This is a genomic window from Stenotrophomonas sp. 220_Sma, assembly GCF_056487375.1.
Map to the genome: position 1 here is coordinate 2,471,563 of NZ_CM151348.1, position 21,653 is coordinate 2,493,215.

General features: G+C 62.3%; 24 protein-coding genes. 6 read left to right on the forward strand and 18 right to left on the reverse strand.

Features of this window, described 5'->3' with window-relative positions; translation table 11 throughout:
• Positions 1-40 precede the first annotated feature (40 nt).
• From ACZLIB_RS11595 to ACZLIB_RS11625, 7 genes are all read right to left on the reverse strand, one after another.
• The gene (locus ACZLIB_RS11595; protein ID WP_011273866.1) at positions 41-1,030 is read right to left on the reverse strand and encodes an IS481-like element IS5564 family transposase; all 990 of its coding nucleotides are present in this window, start codon (positions 1,028-1,030) and stop codon (positions 41-43) included.
• Positions 1,030-2,205: a chloramphenicol efflux MFS transporter Cmx gene (cmx, locus tag ACZLIB_RS11600; RefSeq protein WP_005297378.1), complete on the reverse strand. Its 1,176-nt coding sequence runs from the start codon at positions 2,203-2,205 to the stop codon at positions 1,030-1,032. Before cmx ends, ACZLIB_RS11595 begins: the two co-directional genes overlap by 1 nt.
• Positions 2,206-2,226: 21 nt before the next feature.
• A complete protein-coding gene (locus tag ACZLIB_RS11605) occupies positions 2,227-2,280 on the reverse strand; it encodes a chloramphenicol resistance leader peptide (RefSeq protein ID WP_011113070.1) in 54 nt (17 codons plus the stop codon).
• 1,061 nt (positions 2,281-3,341) lie between these two features.
• The gene (locus ACZLIB_RS11610) at positions 3,342-3,773 is read right to left on the reverse strand and encodes an NIF family HAD-type phosphatase (RefSeq protein ID WP_031269101.1); all 432 of its coding nucleotides are present in this window, start codon (positions 3,771-3,773) and stop codon (positions 3,342-3,344) included.
• An 88-nt stretch (positions 3,774-3,861) separates the two neighbouring features.
• Complete coding sequence (locus ACZLIB_RS11615) at positions 3,862-4,491, reverse strand: hypothetical protein (protein WP_136191796.1); 630 nt, start codon at positions 4,489-4,491, stop codon at positions 3,862-3,864.
• Positions 4,492-4,666: 175 nt separating this feature from the next.
• Positions 4,667-5,608 (reverse strand): SseB family protein, encoded by a 942-nt coding sequence (locus ACZLIB_RS11620; protein ID WP_049401588.1) that lies wholly within the window; start codon positions 5,606-5,608, stop codon positions 4,667-4,669.
• 2 nt (positions 5,609-5,610) lie between these two features.
• Entirely contained in the window at positions 5,611-5,883 is a 273-nt protein-coding gene (locus ACZLIB_RS11625; protein WP_019184714.1) for a BPSL0761 family protein, read from the reverse strand.
• A gap of 336 nt (positions 5,884-6,219) precedes the next feature.
• Between ACZLIB_RS11625 and ACZLIB_RS11630 the strand changes: the two genes are divergently transcribed.
• The 5 genes from ACZLIB_RS11630 to ACZLIB_RS11650 all read left to right on the forward strand — a co-directional run bounded on the left by ACZLIB_RS11630 (position 6,220) and on the right by ACZLIB_RS11650 (position 13,021).
• Positions 6,220-6,462 carry a heavy-metal-associated domain-containing protein gene (locus ACZLIB_RS11630; RefSeq protein WP_224482004.1) on the forward strand — a complete coding sequence of 81 codons (243 nt, stop codon included), beginning with the start codon at positions 6,220-6,222 and terminating at the stop codon, positions 6,460-6,462.
• A gap of 137 nt (positions 6,463-6,599) precedes the next feature.
• The gene (locus ACZLIB_RS11635; RefSeq protein ID WP_005413404.1) at positions 6,600-6,995 is read left to right on the forward strand and encodes a hypothetical protein; all 396 of its coding nucleotides are present in this window, start codon (positions 6,600-6,602) and stop codon (positions 6,993-6,995) included.
• 73 nt (positions 6,996-7,068) lie between these two features.
• A complete protein-coding gene (locus ACZLIB_RS11640; RefSeq protein ID WP_170935783.1) occupies positions 7,069-8,373 on the forward strand; it encodes a TolC family protein in 1,305 nt (434 codons plus the stop codon).
• Entirely contained in the window at positions 8,370-9,884 is a 1,515-nt protein-coding gene (locus ACZLIB_RS11645; RefSeq protein WP_005413406.1) for an efflux RND transporter periplasmic adaptor subunit, read from the forward strand. The genes ACZLIB_RS11640 and ACZLIB_RS11645 overlap by 4 nt, the downstream gene beginning before the upstream one ends.
• The gene (locus ACZLIB_RS11650) at positions 9,881-13,021 is read left to right on the forward strand and encodes an efflux RND transporter permease subunit (protein WP_478469896.1); all 3,141 of its coding nucleotides are present in this window, start codon (positions 9,881-9,883) and stop codon (positions 13,019-13,021) included. Before ACZLIB_RS11645 ends, ACZLIB_RS11650 begins: the two co-directional genes overlap by 4 nt.
• 104 nt (positions 13,022-13,125) lie before the next feature.
• On the opposite strand, the gene ACZLIB_RS11655 is transcribed toward ACZLIB_RS11650, so the two are convergent.
• Positions 13,126-13,956 (reverse strand): DUF4198 domain-containing protein, encoded by an 831-nt coding sequence (locus ACZLIB_RS11655; protein WP_005413408.1) that lies wholly within the window; start codon positions 13,954-13,956, stop codon positions 13,126-13,128.
• Between the two features lie 26 nt (positions 13,957-13,982).
• On the reverse strand, positions 13,983-14,423 hold the full coding sequence (locus ACZLIB_RS11660; RefSeq protein ID WP_229298439.1) for a TonB-dependent receptor: 441 nt from the start codon (positions 14,421-14,423) through the stop codon (positions 13,983-13,985).
• Here ACZLIB_RS11660 and ACZLIB_RS11665 point away from each other — a divergent pair.
• Positions 14,341-14,547 carry an arginase family protein gene (locus ACZLIB_RS11665; RefSeq protein ID WP_005413410.1) on the forward strand — a complete coding sequence of 69 codons (207 nt, stop codon included), beginning with the start codon at positions 14,341-14,343 and terminating at the stop codon, positions 14,545-14,547. The two genes, ACZLIB_RS11660 and ACZLIB_RS11665, sit on opposite strands and share 83 nt — an antisense overlap.
• 29 nt (positions 14,548-14,576) lie before the next feature.
• On the opposite strand, the gene ACZLIB_RS11670 is transcribed toward ACZLIB_RS11665, so the two are convergent.
• The 9 genes from ACZLIB_RS11670 to ACZLIB_RS11710 all read right to left on the reverse strand — a co-directional run bounded on the left by ACZLIB_RS11670 (position 14,577) and on the right by ACZLIB_RS11710 (position 21,644).
• Positions 14,577-15,128, reverse strand: coding sequence for a DUF305 domain-containing protein (locus ACZLIB_RS11670; RefSeq protein WP_031269107.1), 552 nt, complete (start codon positions 15,126-15,128; stop codon positions 14,577-14,579).
• 74 nt (positions 15,129-15,202) lie between these two features.
• Positions 15,203-15,478 (reverse strand): hypothetical protein, encoded by a 276-nt coding sequence (locus tag ACZLIB_RS11675; RefSeq protein ID WP_005413412.1) that lies wholly within the window; start codon positions 15,476-15,478, stop codon positions 15,203-15,205.
• 21 nt (positions 15,479-15,499) lie between these two features.
• Positions 15,500-17,635 (reverse strand): copper-transporting P-type ATPase, encoded by a 2,136-nt coding sequence (locus tag ACZLIB_RS11680; RefSeq protein ID WP_024957401.1) that lies wholly within the window; start codon positions 17,633-17,635, stop codon positions 15,500-15,502.
• A 247-nt stretch (positions 17,636-17,882) separates the two neighbouring features.
• A complete protein-coding gene (gene copD, locus ACZLIB_RS11685; protein WP_017354978.1) occupies positions 17,883-18,812 on the reverse strand; it encodes a copper homeostasis membrane protein CopD in 930 nt (309 codons plus the stop codon).
• Positions 18,813-18,822: 10 nt separating this feature from the next.
• Positions 18,823-19,206 (reverse strand): copper homeostasis periplasmic binding protein CopC, encoded by a 384-nt coding sequence (gene copC / locus ACZLIB_RS11690; RefSeq protein ID WP_005413416.1) that lies wholly within the window; start codon positions 19,204-19,206, stop codon positions 18,823-18,825.
• A 178-nt stretch (positions 19,207-19,384) separates the two neighbouring features.
• On the reverse strand, positions 19,385-19,735 hold the full coding sequence (locus ACZLIB_RS11695) for a four-helix bundle copper-binding protein (protein ID WP_012480213.1): 351 nt from the start codon (positions 19,733-19,735) through the stop codon (positions 19,385-19,387).
• A 70-nt stretch (positions 19,736-19,805) separates the two neighbouring features.
• The gene (locus tag ACZLIB_RS11700; RefSeq protein ID WP_012480214.1) at positions 19,806-20,330 is read right to left on the reverse strand and encodes a DUF411 domain-containing protein; all 525 of its coding nucleotides are present in this window, start codon (positions 20,328-20,330) and stop codon (positions 19,806-19,808) included.
• A gap of 14 nt (positions 20,331-20,344) precedes the next feature.
• Complete coding sequence (locus ACZLIB_RS11705; RefSeq protein WP_223224792.1) at positions 20,345-20,890, reverse strand: nuclear transport factor 2 family protein; 546 nt, start codon at positions 20,888-20,890, stop codon at positions 20,345-20,347.
• Positions 20,874-21,644: a c-type cytochrome gene (locus ACZLIB_RS11710; RefSeq protein ID WP_005413420.1), complete on the reverse strand. Its 771-nt coding sequence runs from the start codon at positions 21,642-21,644 to the stop codon at positions 20,874-20,876. Before ACZLIB_RS11710 ends, ACZLIB_RS11705 begins: the two co-directional genes overlap by 17 nt.
• Between the last annotated feature and the right edge of the window lie 9 nt (positions 21,645-21,653).

Below are 21,653 nucleotides of genomic sequence, written 5' to 3' on the forward strand. Positions count from 1 at the left end.
TTTCAATCCCGGCTGGGATCCAACCTTCATCGCAGAACGCCTAGATGTGATGTCCAGGGACGTTGTTGAGTCGGTCGAAGGGTACGCCGCCAATCGCAGAGTGGTGTCGGTGGTGGTTGTAGAAGTGGAGCCAGCCGGGCAGCGCCAGGCGTCGTTCGGCCTCTGAACCGTAAAACCTGGCATAGGCCCAGCCGTCCCCGAGCGTGCGGTGGAATCGCTCGATCTTCCCGTTCGTCTGCGGCCGGTAGGGGCGTGTCCGCTTGTGTCGGATGCCGAGCCGAGCGCAGAAGTCCCTCCATGCGTGGGATCTGTATGCCGACCCGTTGTCGGATAGGACTCGCTCGACGGTCACGCCTCGTTCGGCGAACCAGGCCACGGCGCGTTCGAGAACTCCCACCGCTGTGCTCGCCTGCTCATCCGACCAGATTTCTGCGTATGCGACGCGGGAGTGGTCGTCGATGACTGTGTGAACGAACGCCGTCCCGGTGCGCGGCTTGTGATCTTTTCCTCGTGGTAATCCCGGAGTCGCGAGCTTGTTCCGTGCGCCTTGCTGCCGACCTACGTAACGATGTCCACCGCCGTCGGGGATGTTGCCGAACTTCGTGACATCGACATGAATCAACGATCCCGGATGAGGATGCTCATATCGCCGCAATGGCTCGCCAGTGACACGATCGATATGCGAGAGGCGGTTCACGCGGCAACGGACGAGGACCGCGTGAACAGTCGACGTCGAGAGACCAAGTCGCGCAGCGATCTGGGCTGGCCCCAGTCGAAGCCGCCAGCGCAGGTTGATGATCTTCTTCTTGACATGCTCGGGCGTCCTGCCTGGGATCCGGTGCGGCTTGCTGGAGCGATCCTGCATCCCAAACTCACCCTCTTCCCGGTAGCGGCCTGCCCATTTCCGGGCAGTGATCGGGGAGACCATGAACATCTTTGCGGCGATCGTGGCCGGATAGCCGTCTTCGACAATCAGCCGAGCTAACCGGAGACGGGCACGAGGAGTGAGAAGAGCGTTCGGATGGGTCATCAATTGGCCTCCGCCGCGGTCTTCGTAAGCGCGCGTCTGGTGAGAAGCATGATGACGAGAGCGATCGCTGTCAGCACCGAAGCGACCCAAACCGGCGCGAGCAGCCCCAGCCCGGTCGCGAGCCCGAGCGCACCAAGCACGGGCCCCGCTGCAGCTCCGATATTCAATGCTGCGGTTGCGTACGAACCGCCCATCGTTGGCGCACCCGATGCTGCATACAGCACACGCGTGATCAGAGTACTGCCGACGCCGAACGACAGGAATCCCTGAACGAGGACGAGGACGATAAGCGCAACGGGATGAGATGCGACCACTGCCAACACGATCCAGCCTGTCAGCAATAGCGGTCCGCCGACTGCGAGCACGAGGCCAGGTCGTTGATCTGATAGTCGTCCTGCGATCGTGACGCCAAGGAACGATCCGATGCCGAACATCACCAGCGCGACGGACACCCACGCTTCGGCCAAGCCCGCGGTCTCGGTCACGATGGGTGCCAGGAAGGTGAATGCCGCAAAGGTCCCTCCGTTGATCAGCGCTCCGAGTGCCATGGCCAGGATGAGCCGCGGCGTCGCCAACTGGCTGAGCTCGACACGGAGCCTTGGTGAGGTCGCGCTAGTCTCGCTCCGACCAACATTGTTCGTGACGCCACGAATGACTCCAACGGCCGCGGGAATACAGAGGATGGCGATCGCCCAGAACGTCGTTCGCCAGCCCAGCGCTGTGCCGAGCAGTGCCCCGGCGGGGACGCCCACGACGGTTGCGATCGTCGTGCCGGAGAGCAGGATCGACAGTGCACGCCCCTTCTGGTTCGCTGGCACGAGGGTAGTGGCCGTGCTCAGAGCTACGGCGAGGAATCCTGCGTTTGCGAGAGCGCTGAGCACCCGGGTGATGAGCAGGAGAGAGAACACTGGTGTCATCGCTCCGATGACGTGGCTTCCCGCGAACACGAGAAGGCAAACGATCAATGTGAGCCGCGGTGGCCAACGGCGAGCGAATGCCGCCATCACTGGCGCGCCGACGACCATACCGACTGCGAATGCGGAGGTCAGCAGGCCCGCAGTGCCGACCGAGACGTCAAGTTCGGTCGCGATCGCGGGGAGCAATCCCGCGAGCATGAATTCTGAAGTGCCCATGACGAAGACCGCCAGGGCAAGCATGTAGAGGGCAAAAGGCATCGAGTACTCCGAGGTGTGAGATCAAGAAATGGTTCTTCTTGTCACCACGGCCAGCGCCCCGGGTACGCCAGACATACGCCCACACAGATCGTGGGCGTCGTAACTAGTGGTTCAAGGGGCTGGCGGTGTGACCGACAACCCCTGACCTGTCTGATTCGGGACTCGACATGCCCCAAACTCTAACATGCCTTCAATGGCAAGCGGTCTGGACAGATACTTCTTGAATCGGCACGGTGTCATTACGGGCGGGGGCCAGAACAACGTCCCTGGACATCACAGCTAGAGCGCTCAAGAACGGCTAGTTCGCCGGTAGCTGCTGAGGGGTTGGCCTCGCAGGCACTTGACACGCTTGCGACGCTGCGCGTCCTCCATCGCGAACCAGTCGAATGTTCTCGGCTTGCCGCAAGATCTCTGTATGAGCCCCTGGCTTGGTCCTACAAATCTCCGTGGTCTCGCAGTGACTTGAACCTTGAGTCGGCATTGACCCGGTCGCTCACCCAGTGGGCGGCTGAGTGCACGCCCAGTGCGAGGCGGAATCTCGGAATTTCACTGGCATCCACCGAAGCTCGAGCGTACTTGGCAAACCTTCTGCGGAAGCATCGGTTGGACCCGAAGCTAGGCGACGGGCTTCAGTCGATTGGATCGCCTGAATGGAATGCGCTCAGCTTGGGGCGTAAGCGCTACGTGCTGTGGGCGAGCATGCGAAATTCTGCCTCGGAGTTCATACAAAGCGGTTTGGATGAGCATGCCGCGAGGCGAGCACTTGATCGCGAGATAAAACGCAGATGCATCTGGTTAGCTGGACGCGAGCAAGCTGGAACCCTCGCCCGGAAGGATTTTTGCTTCTTGCCTGGTCAGGGTTGGCGTCAGCCGTTGATCCTGGACGTTGCAATGGAGACTTTCCTGCCGCTGGGCATGGCGTACTGGCTGGAACCTAGCGGCAGTTGGCAGCTTTAGCTTCTAGTCTGAGTAGACCGACCAGCTGCCACGGGTCCATGAGATGGTTTGAGGGGGCTCAGGACTCTATCGCGGTAAACGCCCCCCCAGGTCTATATCGACGGTTCTCCAACGAAGCGCTGGACCTTGGTTGACCGGCGAGCCTGTGGCCCATTGGACGCTGGCCAAGAGATGGCCCTCTAGTACTCGTTCAGTCGCTTACGGATTGCCTCGATGGCATCGTCCAGTCCCGCGTCGTCCTCGGGGTAAGGAGAACAAAACAGTTGAACCGGGACCCAGCAATGTTCCTGTCCCGGTTGTACATAGGGGGCGTAATCATCTAGTAGCCATGCAGAGCCGATGGGCTGGGAAACGTTGGCAAGATCCTTCGTCGGCCCAGTCCAGTCTATGTATGGCAAGCGGGCAAACCAACCCGGGGCCGCTCCTTCGCAAGCCAATAGGTCGGCAATCTCGCGAAATCTAGGCTCCGGAACTGTGGTGAAGATGACTAGACCCTCAAAGAGCGACTTTGCCGACTCCAGAAATTCGTAGAGGCCCGGGCGCGGGATCTGGCTTACAGCGTTGGAAATCAGCGTTCCTTCTAAGTCCAAGGCGAGGATGGAGGGGCGCATTGTGTAATGGTCCTCTTTGGCGGGGGTGAACGTCGGTACCGCTACCAAGCCCCGCCGGAGGGTGATCCGCCGGCGGGGCTTGGTAGCATCAGACATCTTCGAACTCGCTCGCTTGCTTGAGTTGGTTCTCAAGGAAATCAATGCGCTTCTGAAGATCGGCACTTAGATAGGCTTTGTCCGTAAAGTCCATTGCTGTCTCAGGGATCATCTCCAGCTCGACGCGTGTGGATGTAGCTTGACGAATCGCCAAGGTGGTCCAGGCCTTATCGCCCTTGACGAATCCGACAGTGAATCGAGCCGTAACATGGTGTTCGGGCTTGAGGCCTTCGATGGAACGGAAATCGCTGCGCACCTTCGACGTGGCTACAGGCTGTACATCGCCATTGATGTACAGCGCCGCATTCCAGCTCGCTTCGCTCAATGGCAGTGTTGAGCGGTTGATGATGCGGGCGGTGATGACTGGCTTGGGCCCAAAGAAGCTGTTTTCCATCCGGAACTCTGGATCAACCGCACTGACCCTCTTTAGCTCGGCGATAGTAGGAAGTTGATCGTTGGCCTCCTGTCGTAGCGCTTCTATCTCCTTGGGATTGCTATCCCTGATGTGCTTAACCTGCCCTCTCACCACCTGCCTTACGGAAGCGTTTGGGTAGGTCTGGTTCAGTTTTTCAAGAAGGTCGGCAGGGATTCGTGAGAAAAACAGCCGAATCGTCTCTAACACCATGATTCAACGAGGAAACACCCCTCGACGTCAGGCAGTTCGTGGATTACAGACCTAGGCTTGATTGAACCAGAAGCCGCGTGACACAGGCATTCCTGGAGTACTGCTCAGGCACGCGTGCCCTTCTTGAATATTGGATTCAAGAGTTTCCACGCTCCTGACCCAACGGAAACCTTCAAGAAGGCTCTGACCGTCGCCTGATCCATTGCAGTAGTTCCTCGTGCGGGATCGTACGTCCAGCGTCGACGTCGGCCATACCCTCGCGGGTCCGCCGTTCCTTCTCTTCCTCGGTCAATCCCGGAAGGAGTGCTAGTAGCTTATCTTCAGGGCTCATAGGCCGATGAGCTGTGCTCAAGTTGGCTTGATTCTCGTGAAAAAATATGGGCAGGATCTGGGGATCATCCAAGCCCGCCGGCAAAGGCAGCGATACGTCGTGGACCGCCAAGTCGATGATGACGTCCAAATCTGAGCATAAGGGCTGTATGGCGGTGGTCACCAGACGAGCCGCCCGCTCGGCGAAAGCCAGGTCCACCACCAGCCAGATCAACAGACCGGGAGGCTGTTCGACGCCCCCTGACGAGTGAGTTTCCAGGAGATAGGCCGACGAGACGAAGTCGGCGTGCTCAAGGCTGCCGCTGATGGCCGGAGCGAGCCAAGCCGGCGCGGCCTGGGCAGGTCTCACCGCGAACTCCGCCGGCGCCAGACGTTCCACCCTGGCCAGAAAGCCCGTATCCAACAATGTCGCAACCTCTTCCGGGTACAGGACAACGCCGCCGTAGTTGGGATTGAGCATCAACGTCGCGCCGCGAGTACCGGTTAGCAGCTCACGGCCTGAAACTCCCAGAATTCTGACAGCAGACGAGCTGGCCGCCTGCGCCTTGTCGAGCGAGGTAAAGAAAGGGATCGCATCGAAACCGTCAGGATGGCGGAACTGGACCAGCCGCAGTGTCTGCGCGTCGTCCGAGATGGGCGCATGCACGTACACGATCGCATCCATCAGTCGCTTGAAGAATGCGCGTTCCTCGGCCGCACTGTCGCGGGCCCGTTCAAAGGAAGCCTCCAGCGCTGTCTCCGCAGACGTAGTCCCTCTTCCACGCGGCCTGCTCGGTTGCTTCATGGTCAGATGCGATGAGGGCCGAGCGGGTACCCGGAGAACCAATCCGCCTCGATCTCGCTGCTCAGGTAGGGTCGTACGAAGGCCGACTGGGTCAGCGCTCGCAGCCGCTCTTCGTGCTCAGCAATCGCCTCGATGTCGCTGACGGTTGGATAGTGCCGCAGCAGTCGATATGCCTCTTGCCGCACCTCTTTAGGCACGGCTTGGCTGGCCGCTAGCTGCCTGAGGAACGCGCCCGCCTGCAGCACATTGCGGGTGCGCTCAGATGGCATCGTCATGACATCAAGAATGACTAGCACTAAGGAATGCTTAGCTTATCGCGTTTGTGGCCGGCCAGGGCACGGTGCAACTACAGACCTTGCGATTCCTGTATTAATGTAATATAATCAATAACTTAATTCGCATAAGTGAGCGTTATGTCCATGGAGTGAGGGCCAATAGGAACGAGCAGGTAGCCTGAGCCTTCCCATGATGGGAAGGTCAACAACGCGGGACGGATTACCACTCAACTTGCCTGTCGTTTGACCTTCCCACCGTGGGAAGGCTCATCGTCACGCCGTCGGCAAACCGCCGATGCTTTTGGAGGGTTGTCCATGAATCTCGTTGTTGAAGGTATGACCTGTGGTCACTGTGTCCGAACGGTCACCCAAGCCATTCAGGCCCTTGACCCCCACGCCCAGGTGGACGTCGATCTGGGCAGTGGCGTGGTCAAGATCGAGGGCCTGCTTGCCGTAGAACAGGCGGTTGAGGCTATCCAGCGGCAAGGCTATGTGATCGCTGCGGTGCTCCCTTCTGAGGCTGGTACGCCGGCCGCCCCGGCCGTCGCATCCTCCTGCTGCGGCGGATGCCACCGCTGAGTCCGCGCGAGGGCTTGATCCTGATCAATGACAGTCGGCCCCAAGAGGGCTAGACTGGCCATCATGAGAGCTCGCACGTCCCCTGCCCTGATCTGCCCAGCGTCCGCAGGCGCTGCTTCGGGCGTGCGGGAGCTGTCATGGTGAGGCTGCTGAGGCGATGGCGGCGACCCCGTTCTCGTGCCCGACTGGCATGGCTGGGACTGTGGGCGCTGCTGCTGCAGCAACTCGCGCTGGTGGCTTACGCCTGTCCGCTGGAATCGGTGGAAGCTGGACAAGCGACCCTGATGGTCGGTTGCGAAGAGATGTCCACGCCGGATCCCGATGCTCCGGCGTTGTGCGACCAGCATTGCCAGCGCGATCACATCGCCACGGCCGATGCGAAGGCCCCTCAAGTGCCTTACCAGCCCGCGCTGGCCGCCTTCGCGCTGGTGCAGGCTCTGTTGCCACCGGTACACGCGCAGTTGTATCGGGATGTTCCGGTGTGCGTGTCCGATCCGCCTCCCCTGCAGCGCTTCTGTAGCCTGCTGATTTAAGCCCCCTCCTGGATTGACCCGTGCTCGTGCTGCATGCGTTGCAGCGCGCTCGTTGTCGTTTCCCGGAGGTCTTATGGAGATGTCTTTCTTCTTGCGTGCAAGGCGCAAGATGGCGTGTGGGTTCGTGTTTGCCCTGGCGCTCAGTGGTCCTGTGCTGGCGGCATCGCCCGCTATCCCGATCAGCTACACAGAAGCCCTACAACGGGCGCTTGCTAACGCCCCAACCCTGCAGGTGCGCCGATCGCAGATCGATGCCAGTACCGAAGAAGCCGCGCGTGCTGGCGCGCTTCCCGACCCACGTTTGATCGTGGGGCTGGCGAACTGGCCCGTCAGCGGACCCGATGCCTTCAGCTTGCGGGCCGATGAGATGACCACCCAGCAAATCGGTCTGATGCAGGAGTTTCCTGCGCGTGCGAAACGACGTGCCGAGCACGCGTTGGCGCAAGCGACGCTGGCGCAAGCGCGCTCACTGTCGATGGCCGAACAGCAGATGGTGGCCCAAGCGGCCGCGCTGGCCTGGATCGAGCTGTGGAGTACGCAGCAAGCCGTAGATGCGTTGGAAGGTCTGCGCGAGCCGGCCCGTATAGCCGAGCGTGCGGCGCGTGCTCGCTTGGCAGGCGGCACGGCCGGGGCCAGTGATGTGCTTGCCGCCCAGGCCGCCCTACTGCAGTTGGACAATCGCCTGGAGCAGGTACATGCGGAGCACGCCGCCGCGCAGGCCGGCCTGGCGCGGTGGTTGGGTATTGCACCAGAGGCGATCTTGGCCAGTGGTGCGGCACCGGATTTTTCGCAGTTGCCATTGGAGCCCACCCAACTGCTGGCCAAACTGGACCAACACACGCCACTACTGGGCTGGGAGGCACGCGAGAGCTTAGCCCAGGCCCAGGTGGATGCGGCCGTGGCCGAAACCCGCCCGGATTGGAGTGTGGAGCTCACCTACGGACGTCGCGAGCGCGCACCCGACGGCATGGCGCGCAGCGACATGCTCATGGTGGAAGTGGGTGTGGGCCTGCCGCTGTTCCAGAAGAACCGCCAAGCACGAGGCATCGCGGCACGGCGGGCCGAGCTGGAGGCGGTGTCCGCAGAGCGCGATGAGGCCCGGCGCATCCAAGCCGAGTCGGTGCAACGCGCGATAGCGCGATGGCGCGGGTTAACCGGCCAGTTGGAGCGCCAGAACACGCAGAGCCTGCCTTTGGCGCGCGATCGTGCACGCACGGCGTTGGCCGCCTACGGCGCCGGTGCCGACCTGCAGCCGTGGCTGGAAGCGCGGCGCGATGAGATCGAATTGCACCTGGAGAACGCCCGTCTGCTGGGCGAACAGGGCCGTGCCTGGGCGGCACTGGCCTATCTGCTACCCCATGAGGAGAACACGCCATGAGCCCGACCAAGACGCGTCTCACACAGCTCGCCGTGGCCCTCGGGTTGCTGGCGCTCGGCTTTGCCGGCGGCTACGCCTGGATGACTCGAACCTCTGATACCACCCCGCCCCCCGGCACGAGCGTCGCAGATCAAGCACGCAAGGTGCTGTACTGGTACGACCCCATGGCGCCGGAGCAGCGATTCGACAAGCCGGGCAAATCTCCGTTCATGGATATGGAGTTGCTGCCCAAATACGCAGATGAGGCCATAGGGGGCGGAACGCAGATCGATCCGCGCCTGCAGCAGAACGTGGGCATACGCACTCAGGAAGTGACGGTAGAGTTACTAGGGACTGCCGTACGCGTGCCGGGCACACTGACGTGGGATCTGACCCAGGAAAGCGTGATCAGTGCGCGCATGGAAGGCTTGATCACCCACGTGCAGGTAAAGGCGCCGTTTACCGAGGTTCGTCGTGGTCAAACGCTGGCCACCGTGCAGGCCCCGGCATGGAACGCGGCCATCGCCGAAGCACATGCCCTGAGCCAAGCTCAGTCCGCGGGCGCGCGTGAGCTGCAGGGTGCGGCGCAACAACGGTTGCGTTCGTTGGGTGTTCCTTCTGGCGCCTCGGCCAGAAGTGGCGTCGTGCTTAGCGCAGACCACAGTGGTGTCGTGACCGAGATCCTGGCACGCGAGGGACAGACGGTGATGCCCGGTACGCCACTGTTCAAGATCAATGGGCTGGACACGTTGTGGCTGGAGGCCTCGGTACCCCAGGCAGCGCTGGGCACCTTGCGGCCGGGGACCTCAGTGCAGGCCACGGTCAGTGCCTGGCCGGCAGAGCGCTTTGCCGGACAGATCCAGGCGTTGCTTCCCCAGGTCGACATGGCTAGTCGCACGCAGCGGGCGCGAATTGTGCTGCGCAACCCGCAGCGTCGGCTGGTGCCGGGCATGTTCGCCGAGGTTCTGGTGCAGCCCGACGCCGAGCAGGCCCTGCCAGTCGTTCCCACGGAGGCGCTGATCGCCACCGGGCGGGACAGCCGGGTCATCGTGCAGGATCCGGACGGGAGCTTCCGGCCAGTGCGGGTGAGTGTGGGACGTAGCGTGCAAGGGCGCACGCAGATCGTGGCAGGCTTGGCCGGTGGTGAACGCGTGGTCGTCTCGGGTCAGTTCTTGCTCGACTCCGAAGCCAGTCTCTCCGGTGCGTTGGAGCGCCTGGGTGCTGCACAACCGACACGCCCTGCCAGCGCATCAGGTGTGCACGAGCGCCATGACGCCGGGCACGAACCACGCACTGTCGTGCCGTCACCGTCCAGACAGCCGGCGCCTGTCGCGCCAGACACCTCCACCTCTACGCCGCCGCGCTGCCCGGTGCAGTACTGGTATGACCCGATGGTGCCGGAGAAGCATTTCGACAAGCCGGGCAAGTCACCGTTCATGGATATGCAGTTGGTACCCAAGTTCGGCCCCGCCGCAGCCGCTGATTGCCAGGCAAGCGAGGTCATGTCCGAAGCGATGGAGGGCACACCATGATCGCGCGCCTGATCCATGCTTGCATCGCCAATCGCGTGCTGGTGCTGGTTGCCGCCGCGCTGCTGGCGGTGGTCGGTTACTGGTCGGTAAAGAACACGCCGCTGGATGCGCTGCCGGACCTGTCCGATACCCAGGTCATCATCCGCACGCAATGGGCGGGGCAAACCCCGCGCATCATCGAAGACCAGGTCACCTACCCGTTGGCCACCACGATGTTGTCCGTGCCGGGCGTGAAGGCGGTACGCGGCTTCTCCTTCTTCGGTGATTCATTCGTCTACATCCTGTTTGACGATGCCACTGATCTTTACTGGGCGCGCTCTCGAGTGCTCGAGTACTTGAGCCAGGTACGCGATCGACTTCCGCCGAATGTGAATCCGGCGCTGGGTCCTGATGCGACAGGACTGGGCTGGATCTACCAGTACGCCTTGGTGGATCGGACAGGTCAACGTGATGTGGGGCAGCTGCGTGCGTTGCAGGACTGGTTTCTTCGTTATGAGCTAAAAACCGTGCCGGACGTGGCTGAAGTAGCCAGTGTGGGCGGTGCGGTGCGCGCCTGGCAGATCCAGCCCGATCCGCAGGCGTTGGCGGCCCGTGGACTGACGGTGGCCGAGCTCATCGAGGCGGTGGATGCGGCCAACGGCGCTACCGGGGGCTCGGTGATCGAACAAGGCGAAGCCGAACTGATGGTGCGCAGCGAAGGCTACCTGCGCACACAGGAGGCGTTCGAACAGGTGCCGGTAACCGGCAACGACGGCATCCCCGTCCTGCTCGGCGAGGTGGCCACGATCAGTCGCGGGCCGGTCTTCCGTCGTGGTATCGCAGAGTTGGATGGTCAAGGTGAGGTGGCCGGCGGCGTGATCGTCCTGCGGACCGGCAAGGATGCCTTGGGGGCCATTCGGAACGTCAAAGCGCGACTGCAGGCGTTGCAATCCAGCTTGCCCGAGGGCGTGGAAGTGGTGCCGGTGTACGACCGCTCCGAGCTGATCCAGGATGCGGTACGCAACCTCACCCACAAGCTTGGCGAAGAGTTTCTGGTCGTAGCGCTGGTATGCCTGCTGTTCCTGTGGCACCTACGCTCGGCGTTGGTGGCCGTCATCACCCTGCCTTTGGGTATCCTGGCGGCCTTCATCGTGATGCACGCCCAGGGGATCTCCGCCAACTTGCTGTCATTAGGCGGCATCGCCATCGCCATTGGTGCGATGGTCGATGCAGCGGTGGTGATGATCGAAAATGCACACAAGCATCTGGAGCACTGGCGGGAGGCGCACGGCCGGGAACCTCAGGGTGAGGAGCGCTGGCAGCTGATGGCCCGCTCGGCGGCCGAGGTCGGACCGGCCCTGTTCGCCAGCTTGCTGGTCATCACCCTGTCTTTCGTGCCGGTTTTTGCCCTGCAGGCGCAGGAAGGGCGATTGTTCTCGCCTCTGGCCTACACCAAGACCTACGCGATGGCCGCCGCAGCAGGGTTGTCGGTGACCTTGATCCCCGTCTTGATGGGCTACCTGATCCGCGGCCGCATCCGCCCGGAACAGCAGAACCCCATCAATCGCATCCTGATCGCTGGCTATCGGCCCATCCTGCTGTGGGTCCTCAAACATCCCGGTGTCACCTTGCTGCTCAGCGGCCTGCTGCTAGTGCTCACCTTGATCCCCTTTAGCCGGTTGGGCAGTGAGTTCATGCCGCCCTTGGAAGAAGGCAGCCTGTTGTACATGCCCACGGCCCTGCCCGGCCTGTCCGCCGACAAGGCCCGTCAGTTGCTCCAGCTCTCGGGCCGGATGATCAAGACCGTACCGGAGGTTGAGCACGTGTTCGGCAAGGCGGGCCGTGCCGAAAGTGCGACCGATCCGGCACCGATCGAAATGTTTGAGACCACCGTGACCTTCAAGCCGCGGGATCAATGGCGCCCGGGCATGACCCCCCAGAAGCTACGCCAGGAGTTGGACGCAGCGGTCAAGATTCCCGGTCTGACCAACCTATGGGTCCCGCCCATTCGCAATCGCATCGATATGTTGGCCACCGGCATCAAGAGCCCGATTGGGATCAAGGTCTCCGGACCCGATGTGGAGCAGATCGAGCGCCTGAGCCAGCAGATCGAGCAGGTGGCCAAGACTGTGCCCGGCGTGAGTTCGGCACTGGCCGAACGCGTCACGGGTGGGCGCTATGTCGATGTACAGGTGCGCCCGGAAATCGCTGCACGTTACGGATTCACTCAAGGCCAACTCCAGCAACTGATTGCCACGGTCGTTGGCGGTGATCCAATCGGGGAAACGATCGAGGGGCGCGAACGCTATCCCATCGTCTTGCGCTACCCCCGTGGCCAGCGTGACTCGTTGCAGGCCTTGCAGGATCTGCCGCTGATCGCGCCAGGCGGTGTGCAACTGACCTTGAGCCAGGTGGCGGAGCTGTCAATCAGCCCAGGCCCGCCGATGCTCAAGAGCGATAACGGCCGGTTGGTGGGCTACATCTACGTGGATGTGGCCGATCGCGACTTGGGATCGGTGGTCCAGGACCTGCAAGCCGCGGTGCAGACCCAGGTGAGTTTGCCTGCCGGCTATGGTCTGGCGTGGTCGGGGCAGTACGAGTATCTGCAACGGGCTTTGGCACGCCTGCAATGGGTGGTGCCCGCGGCGTTGGCGATCATCTTCCTGGTCATCTGGATGGTGTTTCGCCGGCTTAGCGATGTATCCATCATCCTGCTCAGCTTGCCCTTGGCGTTGGTGGGCGGTTTCTGGTTGATCTGGGGGCTGGGCCATGCGATTTCGGTGGCCAGCATGATCGGATTCATCGCCCTGGGCGGCGTTGCGGCTGAGTTCGGCGTCATCATGCTGCTGTACCTGCGTCATGCCTGGGAGCAGCGCTTGGCCAGCGGTGCGCCGGAAGATGTGTCTACCCTGCAAGAGGCTATCTACGAAGGCGCCGTGCAACGGGTGCGCCCGAAGGCGATGACGGTAGCCGTCATCCTGGCCGGGTTGTTTCCGCTTTTCGTCGGTGCCGGTGCCGGCTCGGAGGTCATGCAACGTATCGCCGCGCCGATGCTGGGTGGCATGCTCACCGCACCGGTGCTCTCTATGGTGGTGATTCCCGCAGCGTTCTATCTAGTGCGGCGACGTGGATTGCGCGCGGCGCGGGGCGACCAATGAGAGACAGACTGAGCACTTGAGGTAAGTCCCCACAAAAAGACGCCAGTCATGGAAGAAGTCATGACTGGCGTCAAAGGGGAGAGTACCGCCTACATGCTTACTTATCAGTGCCCGGCGTGCGGGGAAATCTCAAAGCTCAGCGACGCCCGATCCGACACAAAATCCAAACCCTTTTGTGTAGAGGGCACAATGTGATTGGTGTGGATGTACCAGGTCTTGGCGGTGGTCACCTGGAAACTGGCTTGGCCTTGGGCATCGGTGCGCAGGAGCGTAGCGCTACCGTGCCCACCCTTGACCGGTGCGTCAGCACGATGACCGACGTACACGCGTAGGTTGGGCACTGGCGTGCCCTGCTGCAGCACCTGGAACGACAGCTGTTCGCCGACCTTCACGCTTCCAGGATTGCGGGCCAAGCGGATCTCCAGCGGATAGCCCAGCGAGGCAGCGAAATCGTCGGTCAGTTTTGTGCCCACCTGTCCAATGGTACGAGCATGCTTGGTATAGCTATAGGTGACCCCTTTGGGAAACTTGCTCGCATCATAGGTGGCCAGGGTATCGGGCAAGTCTTCCAACTCCAGGTACTTGCCGAACTCGCTGGCCGTACGCGTGCTGGTGGAGGCCATCGTCGAGACCCCCAGCAGATAGGTGCCCTCGCCCGCCGGATGCACGGTGAGCTGGCTCTGCTTGCCGACCTCTTTCCAACTGGCCAAGTCCGGTGCAGCCTTAGCGCCGCCCTGACTCAGCGAAACGTCCTGTAGACGCGCTCGGGTGACTGCACCTGCACTTTCATCGAAGGTGCCATTGTTCACCAACGCTGTGTTCGCCTCGCCCGCTGCGGTGCCAGGCTTGGAGAAAGCGACAAACAGGTCGTGCGCACCGGCACTGCCGGCCACAGCGAACAGCAGTAGTGTGGCGGATAGTTGCGTGTTTCTCATGATGTGTAGCTCCTCGTGATCGTGGCTTACCAGTGGTAACCAAAGCGGACATTCCAGCGACGACCCAGCAAGTCGTACGTCATGGTGTCGGTGTCGGTGTTGGGGTTGTTCTTCACGAACGGCGCCTTCTTATCGAGCACTTTTTCAACGCCGGCGGAGATATCCCACTTCTTCTTGATGCCGTAGCTCAGTTGCAGGCTGTGGTACACCACGCTGGACACATGCGAGCCGATCGTGTCGGGCACGGCGATGATGTCGTCCGCGCTGCCGATGTACTGCGCCGAATAGACGCCGGTCCAACGGTTCTTGCCCATACGCAGTGAGCCCAAGCCACGCCACTGGGTGTAGCTACCCAAGCCGCTGGTGATCTTGCCGGCGTACTCAATGGTGGTGGCCCCGGGCGTGAGCGCCCCCAACCCACGCGGGGTGAGTCTGGAGGTCCTGGAAGCCCTGCTGGATCTGGTCATGGCCTCGGGCAAGGTACGTGTGGTCGACGTGGCGGAACTGTGTCCGCCCCTGGATCCGGATCAAGCCACCGCACGTGTGGCCGCGCGTTTGATCCACCGAATGGTCAGTGCGCAGGCTCAGTGAAGTGATATCGGCTGGCAAAAGGCAGTGAGCTAATGGGAACGCTCAGCCAGCAACTGCTTCATTTGCGCGATCTCCTGTGTCTGCGAGGTAATAATGTCCTGGCAGAGCTTCACCAACTCAGGATCCTTCAGACGATTCTCCTCACACATCAGGATGGCGCCAGCGTGGTGGGGAATCATCGAACGGATGAACTGTTTGTCAGTGACCGCTGCTTGAGTGCGAATGCCCCACCAGCAGAACAGCATGAACGCCACCGTCAGACCAGCCAGAATCAGATTGCGTCGGCGATCGGGGTACATGCTGGACATTAGCCACAGCTCGATCAGCAGCATGGGAGCGGCCATCAGGCCCGCCATGTAGAACTGGTTCACGTTGTTATAGACGTTAGCCCACTGATCGACCATTGCGTACATCAATGCGTACATGGCCACGAAAGACAGGCCCATCATCAACAACAGGCGGCCGTAATGGCCTTGATGCCCTTGTTGTGCCTGGTGGGCAGGTTGGTGTGAGGCGTGCGGTTTTGCGTGCTGGGACTGCGGGTCTTGCGCGTTTTCGTGCGTACCGTGCGAAGAGGACATAACAATCTCCGTGGGAATGGCAGAACGGCGGAAGAACCCGCGAACTGTTGGAACAGCTCCCGGGCTGAGAACACTTACATACCCTTGCCGGCAGCGAATTCCTGCGGGCTCAGCTTGCCATCTTTGTTGCTATCGAGCATGCCAAAGTGCGGCGCCAGCTTGTGCTTGGCCAGTTCTTCCTTGGACAGCGAGCCGTCCTTGTTGGCATCGAGCTTGGTGAAATCGGCATCGGCCGCCGCCGGCTTGTGCTGACCGTGGTCGGTGGTGGGCGTGGTGGTCTGGCCGCCGGCGAAGGCCGCGCCCGCCATCAGGAACAAGGCCATCATCGAGAGGGAGGCATAACGCTTCATTGCAGTACTCCTTGTGGGATATCAGTGACAGGAATGGCCGCGCGCAGGCTCATCGGCGCGGTCAGGGTGGGGGGTGGCAACAACGGTGGAGCCGGACAAACGCAGGGCATTGGTGACCACCGAAACCGAGCTCAGGCTCATGGCCAGGGCCGCCATCATCGGACTGAGCAAAAGGCCGAAGCTGGGATACAGCAAGCCGGCGGCGATAGGCACGCCGATGGCGTTGTAGACGAAGGCGAAGCCCAGGTTCTGCTTCATATTGGCCACCGTCAAAGACGAGATGGCACGGGCTTGCACGATGCGCCTCAAATCACCCTTGACCAGGGTGAGCTGGGCGCTGGACATGGCCACATCCGTGCCCGTCCCCATCGCGATGCCCACATCGGCTGCCGCCAGGGCCGGCGCATCGTTGATGCCATCGCCAGCCATGGCCACGCGACGACCCTGGGCTTTGAGTTGCTGGACCAGGTCGGCCTTGTCCTGCGGCTTGACGCCACCACGCACATCCTCGATGCCCAGCGTGCGCCCCACGGCCTCGGCCGTCGCCTGTGCGTCACCGGAGGCCATCACCACGTGCAGGCCATCGGCACGTAGCAGGTTCAAGGCAGGCAAGGTCGTGGCTTTGATGGGATCAGCCACCGCAATGGCGCCGGCCAACCGACCATTGACCGCCAGGAACATCACGCTAGCGCCTTCTTTCCGAAGACGCTCGGCGCTGCTTTGCAAAGGTGCTACATCGGCGCCAACCGACGCCATCAGGCTTTGGTTGCCGAGCACGACATCCTGATCGGACACGCGCCCGCGGACGCCTTGGCCGGTGAGCGAATCAAAATCTTGGGCGGCCACCAGGTTCAAGCCACGTCGCTGGGCTTCAGCCACGATGGCCTCGGCCAAGGGGTGCTCACTGCCCTGCTCCAAGCTGCCGGCCAAACAAAGGATCTGATCGGCGTCGAAGCCGGCGTTGGAGAGCGTGTCGCGAAAGGCTGGACGCCCCTCGGTCAACGTACCGGTCTTGTCCACGATCAACGTGTCGATCAGACGTAGCTGCTCGATCGCCTGAGCATCGCGGAACAGGACCCCGACCTGCGCAGCGCGGCCAGTGGCGACCATGATCGACATGGGGGTAGCCAAACCCAAGGCACACGGGCAAGCAATGATCAGAACCGATACGGCATTGAGGACGGCAAAGGTCCAGGACGGTTCGGGTCCAAACAGACCCCATCCGAAGAACGTGAGCACCGCCGTGGCCAGCACGGCCAGGACAAACCAGTACGCCACCTTGTCCGCCATACGCTGCATCGGCGCGCGGGAGCGCTGGGCTTGGGCTACCAACTGCACAATCTGCGCCAGTACCGTCCCGGATCCGACTTTGTCCGCCCGGATGACTAAGGCGCCCGTCCCGTTGAGCGTGGCGCCTATAACGTGATCACCGACAGCCTTCTCCACCGGAATGGGTTCACCGGTCAGCATCGACTCATCGACACTGGCGCGGCCTTCGATGACTTCCCCATCGACCGGCACCTTCTCGCCCGGTCGTACGCGAAGCAGATCACCCACGTGCACGTGATCCAGCGCAACGTCCTCTTCGCCCCCATCGGGTTTGACGCGGCGAGCCGTCTTGGGCGCCAATCCCAGCAGGGACTTGATGGCCGCCGAGGTTTTGGAACGCGCCCGCAGTTCCAGCAGCTGTCCGAGCAGGGTGAGCGAGACGATGACCGCTGCCGCCTCGAAGTAGACCCCTACCCGTCCATGCTCGCGGAAAGAGTCCGGAAACAGGTCCGGTGCCACGGTGGCCACCACGCTGTAGCCAAACGCGGCGGCCACGCCGATGCCGATCAGCGTCCACATGTTGGGGCTGCGATTGCCGATGGACTGTAGGCAGCGCTCAAAGAAAGGCCACCCCGCCCAGAGCACCACCGGGGCGCTCAGCACGAGCTCAATCCAGGTGCGCGCCTGCGTGGACAAGCCGGGCAGACGGTGTCCCAGCATGGCCAAGACCAGGACGATCAACGTCAAAGGCAACGTCCACCAGAACCTTCGGGTGAAATCGCGTAACTCTGGATTGTCGTCCTCCTCCAGCGAGGGCATCTCCGGCTCCAGCGCCATGCCGCAGATCGGACAGGTGCCGGGACCTGGCTGACGAATCTGCGGATGCATCGGGCAGGTGTAGACCGTGGCGTGGGTACCGCTGGGTTGGGCCACCGCTGCTGGGGCGGTCACTTCAACTTGCTGGGGAGCATCGTCCGTATAGCGGACGGGATTGGTGATGACCCGTCCATCCGCAGCCTCGACAGGGGCTGCGCCTGCAGAATGGTGATGGTCATGGGACGACGGTGAGTTCATGCCGATGCTCGCTTTAGTGGGGATGGACTGCCAAGGCAGTGTGCCATTGCGGGTTACACAGCTATTCGGGGCTGAGCGTCCCGAGCACTGAAACAACAATCAGGATCAAGATGGCCAGCGCGGCCTCAGCCGTAACACTCTGCCGCAAAGCCCGCACCTCCTGCGCGGGATCTCCGCTGGTCAGCGCTCGTTCCAAGCGCGGCACCAGCGTCCATCGGTGCAGCGCTCCCAAACCCAGCATTCCAGCGAACAGGGCCAGTTTGAAAAGCAGCAACTTCCCGTAGGTGCTCTGGAACAGGGCCGAAAACGACCACGCGGTGAGATCCCCGTAGTGCGCGATGCCGGACACGATGAGCGCACCAACGAAGATCGTTCCCAGCGTCGAAAAACCATGCAGAAAGTCATGCGTTGATCGCAGACGCCCGCTGCCGTTCGTCTCTTTGCCGCGCAGCAGCATGGCAAGGAACATCAGGACCGCTGCGATCCAGCCGCCTGCCGCGAGAAGATGGACGATGCCTGCAGCAAGCCGGACCGCGCCTGCCAAGCCCTCGCCAGCGGCGGCGTGGCCGTTCCATGCCAGCGAAGCGAGTGCGCCGCCCGCCAGCATCGCCCCCAGCGGGAAGGCGGTCTCCACCTTCCCGCGGCGACGATGCCATCCGAGCACGAACATCAGGGCGACCAGCAGCGCGCCTCTCGCCATGGCTGCCCGGCCCGCGGACGTCTCGAGCAGATACCAGCCAAGCGATGCGCGATCAACCTCGGCAAGCGGCATTCCCATGATGCCCGCGGTCTTGAAGACGACATCGAGCCCGGTGAGCACGAGACCGGCTACGGCACCCGCCAATAGAACGCCCATGAGTGACCACCCGGCCAAGGCGTCGGCGAGTGCCGATCGACGCGACCCGTACCAACCGAAGAGTGGAACCCCGAAAAGAACCATGATGACAAGGTATTCCAAGAATCTCAGTGCATAAGCCGACAGGTCGAACATTCGCGACTCCTCAGCGCACCGTGAAGCTGAAGCTGCCCGGCATGGGGTGGTTGTCACCACCGACGGCGCGGTATTCCACGGTATAGACGCCCGGAGCCAGCGGTCCAGGCAACTTGGCACGCAGGGTCTTGCCGTTGTTGACGATCTCGGTCGTGAAATTCTCGATCGGCATGGTGGAACTGCCGTGCTTCATGAGCAACTTGAGACGCGACGCCCGCGGAATCAATGTCTCGTTGAACACGAGATCGATCTGGCCTGGCGAGGCCACCACCGCATTTGCCGCCGGTGTGGACTGCTGCAGCGCGGCGTGGGCGTGCGCGACCTGCAGCGAAAACTGCCCGGCCGCGATTGCGAGGACGAGCGCGAAGGAGCGAATGACGTTGGACGACTTCATATGGATAAATCCTCATTGGAATGTGATGCAAAGCCCGTTCGGGAGGGGCCGCGCTGTGTTCGATGCGACAAGCGTTAGATGTCGGACTGTCACTGAAACCACGATTTGTCGGATTTTCTTGATACTTCCGCTTTCGCGAGACGAGGATCCCACCGGCTCAGGCGGGATCCTCGACGCATTACGCTGCCATGGCGCTGCAGCTTTCCGCGCAGCGGCGACAAACTTCGGCGCAGCGCGTCATCTCAGGGTCGTTCATGGCGTCGCATGCATCGGCGCACTGGCGGCAGATCTCCGCGCAGGCACCGCAAACCACGTCGTGAACGCTGGCACCGCGCAGCATCGCGTCGGCACTGGTTGCGCAGGTATCGGCACACGTCGCCAACAGGGCGATGTGCTCCGGGGCCGCGTGAACACCTCCTTTGGTCAGGCAGTAGTTGATGGTCTCCAGGCAGATCGCATGGCATTGCGTGCAGTTGTCGATGCACTCGTTCATGGCCTGGGGCCGGTGTGCTGCGGAATGGTGAGTCATGTAGTTCTCCTTCTTCCTCGCGGGCGAGAATCGGCGCGCCCGCAACACCGTCCCCTGTTGCTGCGACGGATCAGTGCTGTGCGAACGGTTCAGTGGTTCCGTCGCGATGTATCAGCTCGACCGTGAACGGCTGCTGGCGTCCCTCCGGGACCTCCATGCCCGGAGAACCAAGCGGCATCCCTGGGAGGACCAGGCCGCGTGCGTTCGGCTTTTCTTCGAGGAGACGCTTGATGTCCGCGGCCGGAACGTGGCCTTCGATGACGTATCCGCCGATCTCGGCCGTGTGGCAGGAGCCCTTTGCATAGGGGACACCCAACCGCTCCTTGACCAGACCCAGGTCATCCATGTCGTGCACATCCACGGTGAATCCCGCCTTCTGCACGTGGTCGATCCAGACACCGCAGCACCCGCAGGTCGGGGTCTTGTGGACGGTCATGCGTGGCAGGGCTGCTGGAGTCGCGTCGGCTGATTGGACGACAACCTGTGCGGAGGGCGAGGTTGTGGGTTGCGCGGATGAAGCATCCTGGGTGCAAGCACCCAGACCAGCCACGGCAAGGACCACAAAAGTCAGACGGTGCAATGTGAGCGTAGTCATTTCAATCTCTCGACTCAGCGCTTGGTCCGCGAGGACCAGTGGATGTGGACGATCCGCCAGCCGTCCGCGGTCTCCTTCAGCACCATCGTCTCGTCGCTCTGGACGGTCAGTGGCTGGCCGTCCTTCTGGGCATGCAACTCGCTTTCGGTTCCGACCCACGCGAACTCGCCAGCGGCTCGTGCGCGCTGACGGAGCAGCTGGCGATGGGCGCCCTTGAGGAACGCCGCATCGCTGACTGCGTGATGGCCCATGTATTCCTCGCGGCTGCGTTCGGCGCCCCCGGACTCGAGGATGAGAACGTCGGCAGCGAGCAGGGCTTCGACCGTGGCCAGATCGCCGCTAGACAGGGCCCTGTTGAAACGCTCCGCTACGGCGACCGCGGCCTCTGCAGTGACTGGGACGTCGACGTCCGCAGATGCCGCGGCAGCGGGGTGATGTGCGTGCGGCTGTGTCGCCTGCGCCATTGCGGGGGACACGACGGCCAGTGCCAGTGCGAGGGTGAACGAGATTGCTGTTGCGTTCATTGCGTGGGCTCCAAGAAGATCAATGGGGGTGCGCATGGCCGTCATCGGCCACGGGCGTGTGTGGTGCAGGGTGCGACTCCACCTTGCCGTCGGGATGGCCGTGGCTCACCAACCCGACTTCCGTGTCGCTGGGTGTCGGGCCGTGGTGATCGTCGTCCACGCCCGGCGGGTGCGCATGCGGCATGGAGTTGTTGCCCGGCTCGAATAAGGCAGGGTGATCCTCGGCCTTTTCGTCGTCATGGTGGCCTTGCGTCTCGCCGCCGCCATGCGAATGGCCCTCGCTGCTGTCGACAAGTTCCTTGTACGCAGTCGCGTCCAGCGTGGGCAACTTCTGCAGGAAGGCCGACATGTTCCATATGAACTCATCGTCCATGCTGCCGCCCCAAGCGGGCATGCCGCTGGCCTTGATGCCGTGCTTGATCACCCAGAACGCCTCAGCTGGAGCGACCGGCTGTTTGCTTAGGTTCGGTGGCGCGGGGTACAGGCCCTTGCTCATCTCGGTGGCCGCCGCGTCTGGTGAAAGATGGCAGGTCACGCACATGGCGTTGTAGTTGCCCGCACCCTGGCGGATACGCTCAGGATCATCAAGGTTCGTGGGTAGCTGAAGCTTGGCGGCGCGCACCTCAATGGAACGCTCGCGCGCCGTTTCAAGTAGCGCATACACCGGGCGACTATGCGGATCGTCGGCGGCCACGTTGTACACGCCCAGAGAGAGCGTGGCGGTTGCGACCACCGCAACCAATGCCACGCCGGCACCGAGCCATACCCACATCTTTTTGTTGGATTTCATTGTCAGTTC

Coding starts and splice junctions, on each gene's coding strand:
- ACZLIB_RS11595 (WP_011273866.1), bottom strand. CDS start 1,030: ATGACCCATCCGAACGCTCTTCTCACTCCTCGTGCCCGTCTCCGGTTA.
- cmx (WP_005297378.1), bottom strand. CDS start 2,205: ATGCCTTTTGCCCTCTACATGCTTGCCCTGGCGGTCTTCGTCATGGGC.
- ACZLIB_RS11610 (WP_031269101.1), bottom strand. CDS start 3,773: ATGCGCCCCTCCATCCTCGCCTTGGACTTAGAAGGAACGCTGATTTCC.
- ACZLIB_RS11620 (WP_049401588.1), bottom strand. CDS start 5,608: ATGAAGCAACCGAGCAGGCCGCGTGGAAGAGGGACTACGTCTGCGGAG.
- ACZLIB_RS11625 (WP_019184714.1), bottom strand. CDS start 5,883: ATGACGATGCCATCTGAGCGCACCCGCAATGTGCTGCAGGCGGGCGCG.
- ACZLIB_RS11630 (WP_224482004.1), top strand. CDS start 6,220: ATGACCTGTGGTCACTGTGTCCGAACGGTCACCCAAGCCATTCAGGCC.
- ACZLIB_RS11635 (WP_005413404.1), top strand. CDS start 6,600: ATGGTGAGGCTGCTGAGGCGATGGCGGCGACCCCGTTCTCGTGCCCGA.
- ACZLIB_RS11640 (WP_170935783.1), top strand. CDS start 7,069: ATGGAGATGTCTTTCTTCTTGCGTGCAAGGCGCAAGATGGCGTGTGGG.
- ACZLIB_RS11645 (WP_005413406.1), top strand. CDS start 8,370: ATGAGCCCGACCAAGACGCGTCTCACACAGCTCGCCGTGGCCCTCGGG.
- ACZLIB_RS11650 (WP_478469896.1), top strand. CDS start 9,881: ATGATCGCGCGCCTGATCCATGCTTGCATCGCCAATCGCGTGCTGGTG.
- ACZLIB_RS11655 (WP_005413408.1), bottom strand. CDS start 13,956: ATGAGAAACACGCAACTATCCGCCACACTACTGCTGTTCGCTGTGGCC.
- ACZLIB_RS11665 (WP_005413410.1), top strand. CDS start 14,341: ATGGTGGTGGCCCCGGGCGTGAGCGCCCCCAACCCACGCGGGGTGAGT.
- ACZLIB_RS11660 (WP_229298439.1), bottom strand. CDS start 14,423: ATGACCAGATCCAGCAGGGCTTCCAGGACCTCCAGACTCACCCCGCGT.
- ACZLIB_RS11670 (WP_031269107.1), bottom strand. CDS start 15,128: ATGTCCTCTTCGCACGGTACGCACGAAAACGCGCAAGACCCGCAGTCC.
- ACZLIB_RS11675 (WP_005413412.1), bottom strand. CDS start 15,478: ATGAAGCGTTATGCCTCCCTCTCGATGATGGCCTTGTTCCTGATGGCG.
- ACZLIB_RS11680 (WP_024957401.1), bottom strand. CDS start 17,635: ATGCATCCGCAGATTCGTCAGCCAGGTCCCGGCACCTGTCCGATCTGC.
- copD (WP_017354978.1), bottom strand. CDS start 18,812: ATGTTCGACCTGTCGGCTTATGCACTGAGATTCTTGGAATACCTTGTC.
- copC (WP_005413416.1), bottom strand. CDS start 19,206: ATGAAGTCGTCCAACGTCATTCGCTCCTTCGCGCTCGTCCTCGCAATC.
- ACZLIB_RS11695 (WP_012480213.1), bottom strand. CDS start 19,735: ATGACTCACCATTCCGCAGCACACCGGCCCCAGGCCATGAACGAGTGC.
- ACZLIB_RS11700 (WP_012480214.1), bottom strand. CDS start 20,330: ATGACTACGCTCACATTGCACCGTCTGACTTTTGTGGTCCTTGCCGTG.
- ACZLIB_RS11705 (WP_223224792.1), bottom strand. CDS start 20,890: ATGCGCACCCCCATTGATCTTCTTGGAGCCCACGCAATGAACGCAACA.
- ACZLIB_RS11710 (WP_005413420.1), bottom strand. CDS start 21,644: ATGAAATCCAACAAAAAGATGTGGGTATGGCTCGGTGCCGGCGTGGCA.